Annotated in this window: 12 protein-coding genes; 3 read left to right on the plus strand and 9 right to left on the minus strand. The window is 50.9% G+C overall.

From position 1 onward, the window contains the following. Window positions 1-1,184 precede the first annotated feature (1,184 nt). From HH215_RS21005 to HH215_RS21045, 9 genes are all read right to left on the minus strand, one after another. The gene (locus HH215_RS21005; protein ID WP_169281672.1) at window positions 1,185-2,357 is read right to left on the minus strand and encodes a M24 family metallopeptidase; all 1,173 of its coding nucleotides are present in this window, start codon (window positions 2,355-2,357) and stop codon (window positions 1,185-1,187) included. A gap of 13 nt (window positions 2,358-2,370) precedes the next feature. Then, window positions 2,371-3,345: an ABC transporter permease gene (locus HH215_RS21010; protein WP_169281673.1), complete on the minus strand. Its 975-nt coding sequence runs from the start codon at window positions 3,343-3,345 to the stop codon at window positions 2,371-2,373. 2 nt (window positions 3,346-3,347) lie between these two features. Further along, on the minus strand, window positions 3,348-4,847 hold the full coding sequence (locus HH215_RS21015; RefSeq protein ID WP_169281674.1) for a sugar ABC transporter ATP-binding protein: 1,500 nt from the start codon (window positions 4,845-4,847) through the stop codon (window positions 3,348-3,350). Further along, window positions 4,844-5,758, minus strand: a complete 915-nt coding sequence (locus HH215_RS21020; protein ID WP_169281675.1) for a polysaccharide deacetylase family protein — start codon at window positions 5,756-5,758, stop codon at window positions 4,844-4,846. Before HH215_RS21020 ends, HH215_RS21015 begins: the two co-directional genes overlap by 4 nt. Before the next feature lie 15 nt (window positions 5,759-5,773). Next, on the minus strand, window positions 5,774-7,879 hold the full coding sequence (locus HH215_RS21025) for a hypothetical protein (protein WP_169281676.1): 2,106 nt from the start codon (window positions 7,877-7,879) through the stop codon (window positions 5,774-5,776). A gap of 83 nt (window positions 7,880-7,962) precedes the next feature. Continuing rightward, a complete protein-coding gene (locus HH215_RS21030; RefSeq protein WP_169281677.1) occupies window positions 7,963-9,012 on the minus strand; it encodes a sugar ABC transporter substrate-binding protein in 1,050 nt (349 codons plus the stop codon). 89 nt (window positions 9,013-9,101) lie between these two features. Beyond that, the gene (locus HH215_RS21035; protein WP_169281678.1) at window positions 9,102-9,473 is read right to left on the minus strand and encodes a sensory rhodopsin transducer; all 372 of its coding nucleotides are present in this window, start codon (window positions 9,471-9,473) and stop codon (window positions 9,102-9,104) included. A gap of 5 nt (window positions 9,474-9,478) precedes the next feature. Continuing rightward, window positions 9,479-10,495, minus strand: coding sequence for a LacI family DNA-binding transcriptional regulator (locus HH215_RS21040; RefSeq protein WP_169281679.1), 1,017 nt, complete (start codon window positions 10,493-10,495; stop codon window positions 9,479-9,481). A gap of 487 nt (window positions 10,496-10,982) precedes the next feature. Further along, on the minus strand, window positions 10,983-11,483 hold the full coding sequence (locus HH215_RS21045) for a hypothetical protein (protein ID WP_254450168.1): 501 nt from the start codon (window positions 11,481-11,483) through the stop codon (window positions 10,983-10,985). Window positions 11,484-11,784: 301 nt separating this feature from the next. Here HH215_RS21045 and HH215_RS21050 point away from each other — a divergent pair, with 301 nt between their 5' ends. The 3 genes from HH215_RS21050 (at window position 11,785) to HH215_RS21060 (ending at window position 16,071) form a co-directional block, all read left to right on the plus strand. Continuing rightward, on the plus strand, window positions 11,785-14,085 hold the full coding sequence (locus HH215_RS21050; protein WP_169281681.1) for a helix-turn-helix domain-containing protein: 2,301 nt from the start codon (window positions 11,785-11,787) through the stop codon (window positions 14,083-14,085). A 202-nt stretch (window positions 14,086-14,287) separates the two neighbouring features. Continuing rightward, window positions 14,288-15,160, plus strand: coding sequence for an ABC transporter permease (locus HH215_RS21055; protein WP_169281682.1), 873 nt, complete (start codon window positions 14,288-14,290; stop codon window positions 15,158-15,160). 14 nt (window positions 15,161-15,174) lie between these two features. After that, window positions 15,175-16,071, plus strand: coding sequence for a carbohydrate ABC transporter permease (locus HH215_RS21060; RefSeq protein WP_169281683.1), 897 nt, complete (start codon window positions 15,175-15,177; stop codon window positions 16,069-16,071). The last annotated feature ends 33 nt before the right edge of the window (window positions 16,072-16,104 follow it).

Here is a 16,104-nt window from a genome sequence, read left to right on the forward strand (position 1 = left end):
GTTGTCTTCGACGTTTGGCGAGCAACTCGACTCGAACCTTATCTTCGATGTTTGGCGGGTGATTCGACTTGTAGAGCACTGAGTATCTTATCTTGGACGTTTGGCGGGTGGCTTGACTCGTAGAGCACCGAGAGTATCTTATCTTGGACGTTTGGCGGGTGATTCGACCCGCCCCAAGAACAAAATCACCCTAACGAGTGACTTCTTTTGCTAAACTTTTTTATATTTACGCTATTTCTGACCACCTGAGTAAACTGCACATACCTGCGTAACCCAATAACGGATTGAATGCAAGGCAATCGCATTGGAAATGCAGGGCAATCGCTTACGCAACTGAAATTTGAGCGACAGATATACCCTTGTGCGTTATTGCTAAAACCCCGCTGACAACGACTATCCATTTATTGCTTACCCTATAATGCATTGGCACAACCGGGGAGGGGTAGGTCCCTCTCTATCGGGCCGAAAAAGTGTAACGGAACTCACAGCCCTTATTTTGCTAAAAAAGGGGCAATTCAAAATCTAACGGAAGTGATCGCCCTTATTTGCCGATAATCCAGTGAAAATGGACCATTTAGACACAAATAACGGCGTGTAGCTCCGTTAGAATCTCAAAACCTCTGTTTTCTTCAAAATAGCGGCGTACAGATCCGTTAGAACTCCAAATGCTCGTTTTCTTCAACATTTCGGAACCCCGCTTCGTTCAGAAAATATTTCCAATCTTTGAGAATGGTGATCTGCGAACATTCGAAGAACTGCAATCGGCCGTAGGGTCATGGCTTTTCAAAATCTAACGGATGTGGGCGCTCTTATTCGTGTATTTTTCAATGAAATCATGCCTACTGCGTGTAAATAAAGGCGTTCATCTCCGTTTAGAAATTTCTTGCTGGATTCTACCGTTGACACCAAAGGTGGCGCCGTGCGTCAGGACTCAGCAGGATGGCGATCGCACATCATCTGCCTGCGCGCACTCGTTCGAAGCAAGCCTGCGATAGCCCTGGATTGGTTATGTGTATATTGCTCAGGAACTTTTTCCAGTAGAATCAAGCAAAAAAGTTCAAGTTATCCACAATTTTTTATTGATCATAATTTCCTATCCAATAAAAAAGCCGCTCACCCTGCCACGAAAGAGAGACTCCTCTTCCGCGGCGGATAAGCGGCTTGCGCTGCCGATATGATGTAAATTAGAATTCCAGTTCGTGAATCGTACCGATCGGACCGCACAGAATTTCGCAACCGTTCGGACGGATGACGGCGCCTTTCTCCCAACGAATGCCGAAAGTGTCGGTCGTAACGAAAGTGTCGATCTGGAACGTCATGTTCGGCTCCAGCAAGTAGTTGGACGAAGTCTCCATCCACGGCGCTTCGACCTCGATCATCCCGGTTCCGTGACAAGGCCCATACAGATAGTTTTTCTCGTAGCCATTGTCCTTGTAGAATTGATAGAAGCCTTTCGCCACATCGCTCGCAAGAACGCCCGCTTTCAGGTTGGCTTGCGTCCATTCGTGCGCCTTCAAGCCGAACTCGATGACCGCGCGACGCTCCGGCGTCAATTTGCCCAAGCTGATCGGCATGCCGATGCTCGGCGAGTAACCGTCAACCTTGGCCGACAAGTTCAATTGCACGATATCCCCTTTGTTAATGACGCGATGCGAGGAACGGGAGATCGCATGGCGCGTCGACTTCTCGCTGAAAATATACATAGGAAGACCCTCGTACTCCGCGCCGTTCTCGTAGATGACGCGTTGTGCGACGCCTACCATTTGCGTTTCGGTCACGCCCGGACGGATCGTCCGAATGACTTCCTGCGTCGCAAGTTCGGTAATGCGGAAGCCTTCGCGCATGCAAGCGATTTCGTTCTCCGACTTGATTCTACGCAGCGATACCATGATCTCGTCGGCGCTGGAAATTTCCGCTTCCGGGAAGTTGCTCTTCAGCCCCTCCATCATGACTACGCTCGTATCGAGCATGCTCGCGACGCCGATCTTCAGCTTCGAACCCGTCACGCCCAGCGCCTTGAATACGTCGCGATAGGAATCGGGCTTCAGCTCGGGGTAACTCGGATTCGCGGACTCGCGATATTCCATCAAAGTAAAGATCTTATCGATCTTACCGAAGTCAGATGCGTAAATCGTGCTTTCCGGGCCTACGAGCAAAGCCGCGTCGCCCGCCGCCGTAATCGCAACGCCGGCTCTCTCGAACAGCGGCCAGAATCCGCTGAAATACCGAACGTTCGCGTAATCCGCCTCGTTGGAATTCACGATCATGACGTCTAATCCGCGTTGCCCGACGAGCTTGGCCGCCCGTTGGATTCTTTCTTTATACTCATGATCCGGAATAAATACTCGTGCTGTCATTTGGCACAACTCCCTAGTCTTTTTTGGTTTTGGCGTCGATCAATACGACGATCGCCAAGATAAGCCCTTTAATAATCCATTGCCAGTAAGATCCGATACCCAGCAACACCATCGCGTTGTCGATAATGCCCAGAATTAAAGCCGCGATCACGACGCCGATGACTTTACCGCGTCCGCCCGACAAGGAGGTTCCGCCGAGCACGACGACGGTAATGACGTCGAACAGCATGTTCTCCCCGATGGTCGGCTGTCCGGCCATCGTTCTCGACGTGATCAGGATAGCTCCGATCGCCGTCAGGAAACTTCCGATGATGAAAGCGATCATCTTGATCTTGTTCGTGTTGATTCCCGATAAGCGGCTAGCTTCCTCGTTGCCGCCCACGGCATAGATGCTTCTTCCCGTTTCCGTGTGCATCGTGAAGATGTAACAAACGATAGCGATGAAAACCAGAATCAAGATCGGCACCGGAATCGGGCCGACGTAACCCGCGCCAAGGTTCTTGAACCCTGCCGGCAAACCGGAAATCGGAATGCTGTTGCTATACAGATAGTTCACGCCTTTGAGCACGATCATCGTGACCAAAGTTGCGATAAACGCCGGAATTTTCCCGTACACCGCCATCAATCCGTTCACGAATCCGACGGCTACCGAGGCGAACAACACGATAACGATCGCTAGCACGACCGGAACGTTCTCCCAATGCACTAAACCGGCTAGCAGAACGCTGGTGAATCCGATCGACGAGGAAGCCGACATATCGATGCCGCCGATCAAGATGACGAAAAATTGCCCAAGCGCGATAATGGCCAAAAACGAGATTTGCCGAACGATATTCACGATGTTGTTCGCATCGAAGAATCCGTCTACGAATATGGAGCATGCCGCGAACAATCCTACGAAGATGAATAGAATGGCCCATTCTTTGAAAAAGAGGGAAAATGCCCCTCCCGGAACGAGACTTTTTTGACGATGATTTACCGCTTCCACGCTCACACCCCCAGCAACTTGCTAATGATATTGCTTTGCGTTTTCTGTTCGCCCGACACGCAGGCGTGGAATTCGCCTTCGAACATGACATAGATCTTATGACATAACCCGATGAGCTCCTCTAACTCGGGCGATACGATAATGACCGATTTCCCCTTGGCCGTCAGATCGTTGATCAGCTTGTAAATTTCCGCCTTCGCGCCTACGTCGATGCCCCGGGTCGGCTCGTCGAACAGGAACAGCTCGGAATCCGCCAATACCCACTTAGAGATGACGATCTTCTGCTGGTTACCCCCGCTGAGCTTCACGACGGATTGCTGCGGTGTCGCCTTGACCCGCATCAGCTGCGCGACCCGGTTCGCGTCCTCCCGTTCCCTCTTATGCTGCATCGTCACCTTCTTGAAATTCTTCAAGGAAGGCAGCGTAATGTTATGCACGACGTTGAAGTTCATCACCAAGCCCAACTGCTTGCGCTCGTCGGGCACGAGACCGATTCCCCGGCGGATGGCTGCGGAAGGTTTCTTAAACTTCACCTTCTCGCCTTTCCAATAGATATCGCCGCCGACCGTCTTGAAGTTGCCGAAGATCGCGTTGAGCAGCTCCGTCTTGCCGGCGCCGACCAGACCCGCGATACCGACGACCTCGCCGGATCGAACGGACAAATCAATGTTGCGAAACGCTTTGTCTGAGGATAAACCTTTCAGTTCCAGCATCGGCTCGCCGATCTTCTCGTTCAACGGCGGGAAAATCTGCGTCATCTCCCGGCCGATAATCATCTCGATAAGCTGATCCTTGTTCACGTCGGCAACATCCCCGGAGTGGATCAGGCGACCGTCGCATAGCACCGTGTACGTGTCGCAAACCTCGAAGATCTCGTCCAATCTGTGGGAGATGTAGATAATGCCCATGCCCCTGTCTTTCAGAATCCGGATGATCCGATAGATATTCTCGATCTCCTTCTCCTGCAACACGGCCGTCAATTCGTCCATAATGATCATCTTCGCCTGCATGGAAACCGCCTTGGCGAGCTGAATGATCTGCTTCTCGGCCATCCGAAGCTCCTTGATCGGAACGTTCAAATCCACGTCCGTTCCGAGAAACGACAGAATTTCTTTCGCCTTGCGAACCATCGCTTTGCGATCGACGAAACCGAACTTCTTCTCGTAGCCGCCGATAAAAAGATTCTCAAGCCCGCTAAGCTCGGGAATCAGCTGCAGCTCCTGATGCACGACCGCGATTCCCATCGCCTGAGAGCTTCTTACGTGGTAACCGCCCTTATCGCTAACGTTCGTACCGTTCACGTACAACGCGCCTTCGGAAGGGGTGTAATGTCCGATGATGATTTTGGCTAACGTCGATTTGCCCGCGCCGTTCTCGCCCACCAGCGCCCGGCACTCCCCGGGCCTCAAACTGAACGAAACATGGTCGAGCGCGCGAACGCCCGGAAAAGATTTGGAAACGTCCCTCAGTTCAATGATGGGTTCTCCCATCGCTTGGCTCATCGGCTTCCCGCCTTCCCGGCCTGGCTCCACAAGGCGGCGAAATCGTCCGCGCGATGGAACTTCGACCCCACGCCCTTCAGTCGATCGATCAAGATCGAGAACTCGCTCATCGCCTTCTCCCCGCAGCCTAGCGTCAAGAAGCGGTCCGGCGTCACCGTCGCTTCGCCGTAATGGTAGCTTTCCTGGATCGGAATGAACTCCCATGGGTGGAAATAGAAACACAGCACGACGGGCAAATTCCGTTCCCTCAGAAATTTAACGAAACCTTCAATGCGTATCATCAGCTCGTCCGCGCTTTTCGTGCGGAACAGGGGCCATTGGTCGCGATCCCGTTCGAGTCCCGGATCGTTGCTCTGCATGACCATATCCGCGAAGTTCGGAATCTCGACGATGTTCATCCGGCCTTCCTTCGTCCAATCTTCATGATGAGGATGGTACGGGACGAATCTTTCCCGGTAGAAATACATCGGATAAGAAGCGTCCGAAACGTAATTCAGCTTTTCCAACGAATTAAGCAAGGCGGTGGATCCCCAAAGGCGGGGAGCGCGGAACGAGATCGGCTGATACCCCAGCACTTGCTGTACCCACTCGGTCGCTTTCTCGATGCGGAAGGGAACTTCCTCCGGCAGCAGCGGAACGACGCCCGGAATCGGGAACAACTCGTCGCCCACGGTCTCGTGAAACAGGGAATGACAGCCTACTTCGTTGCCGCTATCCCGAACGAGCTCGACGCTCTCCGGATTTCTGCGCGCCGCGTCTCCCGTATAATAGAAGGTTCCTTTAATGCCTTTCTTATCGAACAATTCAACGAGCGGTCCGGTCGCGTTCTTGACGCCGTCGTAATACGGCGTGAAGCTGCCTACGTCCGTCTCCATATCGAATCCGAATATGACGTGAATATCGTCTTTCATTCTAATTCCCCCTCCTTATAGCCATAACCATCCGAGCGCCTCGACGCCCAAGAAAATCTGCCGCTCGTCCCGATGATCGGGATCCAATTCGTTGTGAATGACTCTCTTAAGCTCATGGTAGGGATACATGCAAGACGGCGTTCCCGTCTCCGATACCGGATTGACGTCGAAATACATCCTCTTCACGAGATCGAAATCCCGTTCGTTCAGCGCGTCCATCTCCAGCAGCAGACTCCTCTTCGCTTCCGGGGCGTCCGCATTGTCGTATGCAATCGAGGCTAGAGCCAGATCGTAGATAATCCGGTTGCGCTCGTGGGAATTCTCGATTTTGTCGAAGTGTTTGACATACACGCCGAGCCGCTCGTCTCCGCGGATCGCTTCCTTGATCGCGCGAATTCGGGCGCCGATCTCCGGCCAGTCTTGGATTGCCGCCTGAATGACGGGGATATCCTCGGCCTTTACTTTATTGCGCAGGAAAGGGAATTCCGTCGGGAAAAGGTTGAACTGGCTTTCGTGGATCGTCAGCATGTTCTGCAGCACGTAAAGCACGTCGTCCGCAAGCTCGGAACCGAATACCGCTTCCACCGAGTAACGATAGAACGTTTCGTGATCCTTGTTCGATCCCCAGCCATAGTAGGCATGAGAGTATAAGTTAAGGAAGTAGCCGTACCACTCGAACATATAGCCGTTAATGCCTTTGACGCCGTGCTTAACGGAATCGATATGCATGTCGATGTCTTTCTCGATATACTGATGATTCGTCTCCTCGTCGGCGCGAATGACGTTCGATTTGAAAATCCGCATAAGGCGCCCCATCGTGGAAGCAACGGCATTGGCTTCCGTATCCCTGGCCCAGATGCGATCCTTGCCGAATACGTCGACCCATTTCGGGAACTCCTCGTCGGACACGTACAGGCCCGGAGCCCAGAACAATACGACGTCTTCCGGAATGTTCCGCTTGCAATCCTCCAGATAGGCCAAGCTTTTCTCCAACGGAGGCTCCCGCCAAGCCCGCACGCCCACGACGCATTCCGGGTTCTCGTCTTTGATTTCCTTATATAACGTGTTCAGCAGCCAGAAGTTCGCTTTGTGCTTCGCTTCGGCCGGCGTTCGATCCTTCATGAAAGTGTCGGCGCAAGCCTCGCAGTTACAGAACCAATAAGACTCCTCGCTCTCCTCGAAATCGATGCCGTCGAAGCCCAGTTGAACGACTCGCCTCATGGCCGCTTTCAGGTACGCGATATTTTCCGGCTTGCTAAGGCACAATGTATCGAAATCGTTTACGAATTTTCCGTCTTTGGGTAAAACCATTCTTCTGTCCTTATAAATGCTCGGGTAACCGCCGTTATAGCTGTTAAGACCGACATAGGCGAAGAAATCGATACCGAGCTTATGCCCGTATTCGAACAATCGGGACAGGAACTCGTCTGAAATATTAGGGTGCGTATAGGCAATCTCGATCCAATTGCGGCTTTCCTCGTTCCAAACGTTCATTTTATAACCTTGAAGCATCGTTTCCGGATATTCATCGAACCGGAAAGGCCAGTAACCGTACATACACATGTTAAATTGGTTGATCTTCAGATCGGAGCACATGTTCAAGTACTCGATCCATTCGTCGTAGCCCCATAGCTGCATATCGAATCCGATTCTGCCGTAACCCGCGTACCAGGCGAACGTATTGGATACGGAACGTTTCTCGATGGACGGCCAATCCATGACATCGATGGTATCGAGAACGTAACCTCCCTCATCGTGACTCCGCAGCAATTGCTTAAGAGTAGACCATGCATTCACGTAGCCGTCGCGATGTCCGAAACCGATGTGTACGGAATTTTGGTCGATCAGAAGGCTAAAGCCTTGAAGAGCGAATAGGTCCGGACGATCGATCTTGTCGTCGTCAGGAAGACGATCGTGAAGATGAACGTTTACAAATAGAGACCCGGCTTCGTTTACCCGCACCGACAGGTCCGAATAATTCCACAATTTCATTTCCACGATTTCTTTAGGGTCGAACGACAAGTCGGTCACGTCGGACGTCACCAAGTTAAAACCGAGTAGACGTTCCGTCGAACCCTCTCCGTAACGATAGCTCTTCGGTTCGGGAAGTAATGCTCGCATCTGATTTCCTCCTCTTAGTTGTCTTATCTAACCGGCTTAGGGAAGGAGCGAAGGAGCCGCGGAAGCAGCTCCTCCGCCTTGGATTACTTACCTAACCAAGACCAGTTTTTCCAGTCGTAATTATTGATGTTCTCCGGAGTAATCGTTTCCGGCTTAGGCAATGGAGTCGTCTCCCCTAATTCCTTGCCATCCAAGGAAGCCATCAACGCTTCCAAGGCGACTTCGCCAAGCACGACCGGATCTTGAAGAACTTCACCGATCCAGGAAGGGTTGCCGTCTTGGATGAATTGAAGCACTTCTTTGTCGCCGGCTAACCCGATGAATTTCAAATCCTTATCGCGGTTCGTGCTTACCGCCGCGTTGTACGCTCCCAATACGAGCGCATCGTTATGACCGCTGACGACGTCGATCGATTTATTCCGTTGCAGAACGTTCTCCATCAATGTTTGCGAGGAGTTACGATCGCCCTTCGGATCTCCCTCTTCGATAACGTTAGCGTTAGGGAATGCCGCTTTAATGACGCTTGAAAATCCTTCGTAACGATCGACGGAAGCTTGTCCGGATGCCGGAACGGACAAATAGACGACGGTCGGATTGTCCTTATTCAGAGTTTTCAAATAATTAACGGCGATCTCTCCCGCGGCTTTGCCCATTTCCTTAAAGTCGTGCCCGACGAACGTTTCCCATACCGCGTCTTCCGGATTATCCGGGGATTGCGGGTAATCGCCGACGACGATCTTCACGCCTTGCTCATGCAGCTTAACCATTGTAGGAATAATCGCTTTGCCGTCGACCGGGAACACGACGATCCCTTTAGCTCCCAGTTGAGCCATATTCTCAAGCTGGGTGATTTGCGTATTGATATCGAATTTCCCGTCTTCGAATTGCAACTTCAGGTTCTTGCCCGATTCCTTGGCGTAATTGTTCATCCCGTCTATCGCGCCTTGATACCATGGCCATCCGAGGTTCATGATCGCTCCGCCGATGACGATCTGATCGCCGCTTACCGCCGCGGGACTTCCGCTAGCTCCCCCGCTGCTCGACGCAGGCTCCTTATCGGAATTCGAACAACCTGCCAAGACAACCGATAATGCAAGCGCGGCAACGGAAAACTTAACCCAACCTTTTTTCATAGATGATGCCTCCCTATTATGTTGTGAGCCACTCGGATAAATCCGAATACTCTTGAACCCTGAGCTGCCAAGCCGAAGACCGCTTACTCCTAGTCGCTTAATCCCATCGTCGTATAGAAAGCCATGTTGGTCTGCCTAGTATCCAATCTTCCGTACTGCACGACGACCGGCAAGTCGCTAACCAATTTGACGGCGTATTGCGTTTCGCGAGGAACGATATAACCTTCCAAATCCTCGGGATGATCCAAGCGGAAACATCGAACCCTGTTCCCTTGCACCCTAGCCGATATCGAGCTGATCGGCTCTCGATCGGCGAAGTACAACGTAAATTCAAGCGTCGCCTCCGCCTCGTTCATGTTCAGCACGATTATCGATTCATGCCCTTCCATCAACGAATCGCCCGCTGGCGGCAACTCGCAATCCGGAAATACCCATTGCAGCTTTCCCTTGTTGTCGTTCATGATGTTCATCTCCCGGTTTGAATTTGGCTTGATTCGTTAATGATCAGCTTCGGCTCGAGCACGACCTTCTCGAACACTTTCAGATTCTTGTTCTTCTCCTTGCGCATGATGATCTCCCCGGCGATAGCCCCGATCATATGCGCCGGTTGAATAATCGACGTGATCTGAGGCCTGACTAATCCGGTCTCGTCGTTGGCATCGAAGCATACGGCGGCGATATCTTGCGGAATGCTTAGTCCCTTCTCCAGAATCGCCCTTATCGCCCCATAGAGAAGGAAATCGTTAGCGGCGAAAATCGCGGTCGGCAATTCCTCTTGCTTAAGCCACTCGTTCATGATGTCATAACCGCTTTCACGCCTAAACTCGCCGACCCCGATCCATTTTTCGCGGATATCGATTCCGTTGTCCTCCAGGCATTTCCGAAATCCGAGCAAGCGCTCCGCCGCCGTCGATTGATTCTGCGGTCCGGTAATGATCGCGAGCTTCTCATGGCCTTGCTCGACCAAATGCTTCGCAAGGTCGTATCCCGCCTTAACGTTGTCGATCGTTACGACGTCGAAATTCTCTTGCGTGTTAGGTAAGTTGTCTATGAAGACGAACGGAATGCCCGATCGCTTGTATTGTTCGAACAACTCCGGGTTCCCGCCTACGGTCGCAATAACAAGACCAGTTACTTGCTTCTGAAGAAGAAGCTGCACGTATTCCTCTTCCTTCAGAATATCCTCGTCGCTATTGCACACGATGACGGAATGCTCGTTCTCCCGGGCAACCTTCTCTACGCCCTTGATCACGCTCGCATAGAAGCTGTTCGAGAGATCCGGAACGATTACGCCGAGCGTATTCGCGCTCTTGCGCTTCAGACTCCGGGCAACCTCGTTCGGCTGATACCCCATTTCTTTGATCGTCTTGAGAATCAAATCGCGGGTATCCTTGTTCACTCTCCCAGTGTCGTTAATGACTCTGGATACGGTGGAAATCGAAATGTTCAAACGTTTGGCAATATCCTTTAATTGAACGACCAAAAGATTATCCTCCCCCGATTTTGCGAGAACGTTCTCGCAAATGAGATAAAAAAATATCGGCTGACCGATAGGCGTTAATTTTACTCTGGTTCAACGTAAAACAGTTGTTTACTCGCATGATTGCGTTTACATTGGTCATCTTACATCAAAAAATCGCTCTTTACAAGATGAGATTCAAAAAATATTTTTCTAAGTAAATCGAAAAAAACCTTAAACTGTAAAAAATACGGCTTAATTGAGCAAACGTTCTCTCAAATACATCATAAACTAATCCCAGCCATTACGTCAACAAATCTAACATATAAAATGAAGGTAATCGATATTTTTATGACATGTCCCTTAAATGTGAGGTAACAGCACATGCGGGTTATGTAACTATCTGCTCAAGCTATAGGAATGATCGCGAAATATGCGCAAAGAAGCTATCCCGTCGAATCGGGACAGCTTCTTTTATCTTTGACGTATCCAATACCGCCTTCTCCTGTTGCTAGCTCCTGCACCAATAAGCGATTTCGCTGCGATAACCAAGCGGAATAATCTCGGATAAATATTTGCGAATAAGCTCTCTCTCGATTTCCGTCACGACGGATGTCGTATGCACGTTGAAATGCAAAATGCCGGTGTTGATATCATAGCGACTGAACGCCATTCCGCCGCTGGCGAGCATCGAATTAATGGCCGCAACGATGCCGTTCTGATTCAAGTCCCTTTTCATTGCGGTACTCACGATAGGGTCCGGAAGTTCGTCTACTTGCGGGACTCCATCCTCCTGAATCTTGGAGTACGCTTTGATCTGATAGCACACGTAAGGAGGCAAATAGCCGGTAGCAAACCGCTTCAGCATCGCGGCATCTTCATCCGGCAGCTCCAGGTTATCGTTCCATGCATACAACGTCGCTTCGTTCTTCCCGCTGGTGAAGGCTCGTACATATCTTAAGCGCGGGTTGTGCTTCTTGATCAAATACTCGGACAACAAACGCGTTCCCATCGTCATCCCCTCCTAGTCGTGAACCCTTCAGGAGCTATCAAGTCGTGGTTGCGCTTACATTTTGACTGTTACCCTCATATTCTATTCGTAGATGCCCACTTTAAGACAACGCGCCTCCTCCCTTTCGATATTGATTTTGCAATACTTTCATTATACACCCTCCAATGCGCCAAAATCGCGTCCCTTGCTAGAAATTCCATTTCCTATTTTTTCATCCTCACATATCCATACCGATGTCGTGCAATATTTGTTATCATCTAGTAAGCGCTTACGACTTAGCCCCATATTCCGGAGGTACGATATGAAAATAGAAGGTCAAAGAAGCGTGAAGGTTTGGATACATTTTTTCGTCCCCTACGCCATTTTGCTGACGGGTTTTCTAGCCGTCGGTCTATATGCTTACGATAAAACTTCTTCGTTGGTAGAGAATCATTCGAAGGAAACGGCCTACGCGGTCATGGAACAGACGAAGGAAATCATGGATCGGCGCTTCGAGGAATTGGAGACGATCACGGAGCAAGTCGCCAGCAGCACCAAGGTTCTGTCGTTTCAATACGTGGACAAGCCCTTCTACGGGACGAATCCGGTTCGGATTATCGAATTGAAGAAGGATCTCTTCGACTATTCGTTATTCAACCATTTCATATTGGATTATTACGTCGTATATCCCAATAGTCAAACGATTATCTCTCCCAGGAGCTCCTATTCTCTGCGGCAATATTACGACCTGGAATTCCGTTACGATAACCAAACCTACGAAGAGTGGTTAACCGATCTTACGTCCCAGTCCGGCGCGAAGACGTTCATACCCGGGCAATCCGCCACCTATAAAGGGAAAAATCATTCCGTCGTGACTTATATGCAAGCATTCGGAACGCAGGAACGGTCAGGAATCGTTCTCATGCTCATCGACAACACTCAAATTCAGAGCCTGCTTCATAAGCTCGACTCGAGTAACGGCGGCTTCGCCTTCATTACCGACGGTAACGGCGAGATTATCAGCCGGACCGGTACCAAAACGGATATCGAATGGGCCGCCGAGTTGAAGGACGGTTTCACTCCCATCAACATCGACGGCAAAAACATGCTCGTTACGAAGACGACATCCCGCTACAACGGTTGGACGTATTTGGCCGCTCAACCCGAGGCTTACGTCCTCGAGCAGGTTGACTACTTCAAGCAGTTAATCCTAACCATTATTTTGCTAAGCCTCGTCATCGGTTTAGTCGCGGCCATGCTGTTCTCCTACCGCAACAGCCGTCCGCTATGGATGCTTCTTCGCGTGTTGCCGTCCCAGCGTACGGGCGCGGAAACCTCGCCTAACCGCAATGCTTGGGATTACGTGAGGTCGTCCGTAACGAACCTGATCCATAATAACGATTTTCTGTCGGAGAAAATGGAGCAACAAGTTCCCCTCATACGAAGCGGATTCTACGATCGATTGCTGAGAGGCCATTATTTGTCCAACAAAGATATCGCGGTCGCCATGGAGCATTCCCGCCAAACGTGGGAAGGCGACTATTACGCGGTCGGGATTCTCGTAATCGCGGGATACGACGGAACGTATAACGAGGAAATGCTAACCGAACTCGATTTCCGCAAAATCGCGATCCGGGACATCATTGCCAAGGCTTACGACCGAACCGTCTCCACCCACGACATGGGCGAGAACCAGCTCGGACTGCTCGTCAACGGGGATTCCGAATCGACCTCCGCCTTCTTGGAAGACATCCGACGGATGCTTAAGGAGCTCCACGGCCGACTGACCCACTCGCTCAACGTTCAAACGTACATGCCCGTCGGAGGCTGTTATTTGCAAATGACGGAAATCAGCCGCTCTTACGAGGAAGCCCGTTTGCTGTTGCATCGGGAAAGCTGGTCCGAGGATCGGCCGATTATTTTCCACGACGACGAAAGTTCCGCGCTCCCGACTTATTATTACCCGCCGGACGTAGAGCTGCGTCTGATCAATCTGGTCAAATCGGGAAGCTTGCCGGAAACCGAGGCGCTCTTAAGGCAAATTCGTGAGAATAATCTCGACCAACGAAATCTCCCGAACGCCGTGTGCAAAATTCTCGTTAACGAAATAACCGGCACGCTGCTAAAGTGCTGCGAGCAATCCGCGGGAGAGAACGACAGAGATAGACACGGCGAAGAAGTCGAATCGGCCTTGCTCGCATCCGAATCCGGACGTTCTCCTAAGGCCGCTTTCGAACAACTCGCCGTCGCTTTCCTGCACCTCTGCCGCAAGCAACACGACCGTAAGAAGAGTCATAACAAACAATTAAAAGACGATCTCATTCGTCATCTAGAAGAACAATACATGCAGACTGAATTGAGCCTAACGACGCTTGCCGATCGATTCAATACTTCGGAGGCGTATATTTCCTATTTTTTCAAAGAACAGACCGGCGTGAACTTCTCCGATTACCTGGAATCCATTCGAATGACGCATGCCAAACGAATGCTGACCGAGAGCGAAATGCCGGTAAACGAAATTTCCGCATGGGTCGGTTATTATTCCCTAAACTCGTTCAGCCGCGCCTTCAAAAGAGCCAACGGCCTTAGCGCCACGGAGTTTCGCAAAAATTCGCGAGGTTGATTCTAAACAATTGAATAGTCTATGAATACGGAATAAAAGCGCTTACAAGCCGTTTCTAAAATCGTGCATAGTCCTTGAATCTGTCTGATTTACGCAAACGCTTTCACCCCCTATACTTCGAATCACCGGCCGGATACACCAAGTCATACGCCGAGGGGGATCGCAGCTGAAAACGTTAATCGATGTACGGAAAGGTTGGCAGTTGTACGCGTTATTCGCGTTGCCGCTTCTGTATATCATCGTGTTCAAGTACGTACCGATGTTCGGAAGCGTTATCGCGTTTAAGCAGTTCACTGTTACGAAAGGCATGTTCGGAAGCCCGTGGGTCGGATTCGCGCACTTCGAGCGTTTCTTCAATTCCTATGAGTTCTGGCGCTTGCTCAGAAACACGTTGTCCATCAGCTTCTACACGCTGGTCGCCAGCTTCCCGTTTCCGATCTTGCTGGCTCTAGGTTTGAATTACGTGAAGAACGAGAGATTCAAGAAAACGGTCCAGATGATCACCTACGCGCCTTATTTCATCTCTCTCGTCGTCGTGGTCGGGTTGCTGTTCCAGTTTCTTGACCCTCGGACGGGTATCGTGAACGCGATACTCGGATGGTTCGGAGTAGACGCGATCAATTTCATGGGAAAAGCGTCGATGTTTCAATCCATCTACGTCTGGTCCCACGTCTGGCAAAATGTCGGCTTCGCGTGCATTATCTATTTGGCGGCGCTTGCCGGAATCGATCCATCGCTTCACGAAGCCGCCGTCATGGACGGCGCGAACAAAATTCAACGGATGCGACATATCGATATCCCGGGCATCATGCCTATCGCCGTCATTCTGTTGATCCTGAATACGGGTCAGATCATGGAGACGGGTTTCGAGAAAATCTTGATCATGCAGAACGCTCTTAACCTAAGGTCATCCGAAGTTATAGACACCTATGTCTACAAAGTCGGTCTCGTTTCCCAAGCCCTTAACTTCTCTTACGCAACTGCTATCGGCCTATTCAAAGCCGCTATCGGATTCATTCTGCTCATCGCGGTGAACCAGACGGCCAAGAAGGTGGGGCAGGAAAGCCTATGGTAGGGGGAACGAAAACCATGAACAAATCCGTGATCCGGGAATCGGGCAGCGACCGCGCGTTCACGATCGTGAATTACGTCGTGCTTTCGATCGTGCTTATCGCCGTTCTGTATCCGCTCGTCTATGTCGTCAGCGCTTCGTTCAGTTCCAGCTATGCCGTGCTTTCGGGCAAGGTGTGGCTGTGGCCGGTAGATCCGTCCCTAGACGGCTACAAGGCCGTATTCAAGAACAAAAACATTTTAACCGGATTTCAGAACACCGTCCTCTATACGCTGGCGGGTACGCTACTTAACGTCATCATGACGATACTCGCAGCCTATCCGATGTCTCGGGGCGATTTCCGGGGACGCCATGGTTTCATGCTGATCTTCGTCTTCACGATGATGTTCAGCGGAGGACTGATTCCGACTTACTTCGTCGTCAAGGATTTGCATATGATCGACACCGTCTGGGCGATGCTCGTTCCGACGGCGCTCTCCGTATGGAACGTCATTATTATGCGAACCTATTTCCAGACGACCATCCCGCACGAGTTGTTGGAAGCTTCGCAGCTCGACGGCTGCAACGATTTCCGCTTCCTGCTCCGGATCGTCATCCCGTTATCGGGACCGATCATCGCCGTAATCGCGCTGTTCTACGCGGTCGGCCATTGGAACCAATATTTCAACGCGATGATTTACTTGAAAGACCCGCATCTGTATCCTTTGCAATTAATTCTTAGAGACATCCTTGTCCAGAACGAAGTGAAGATCGACATGCTCGGAGACGTGAAATCGGCCGCTGCCCGTCAAGGGCTTCGCGAGCTGCTGAAATACTCCCTCATCGTCGTATCGTCCGTGCCTTTGCTTCTGATTTACCCGTTCGTTCAGAAGTTTTTTGTTAAAGGCGTCATGATTGGATCCATTAAAGGCTAAGGTTTAACCCACTTCGCAATTACTATTGGAGGG

The sequence above is a fragment of the Cohnella herbarum genome, assembly GCF_012849095.1.
GTDB lineage: Bacteria > Bacillota > Bacilli > Paenibacillales > Paenibacillaceae > Cohnella > Cohnella herbarum.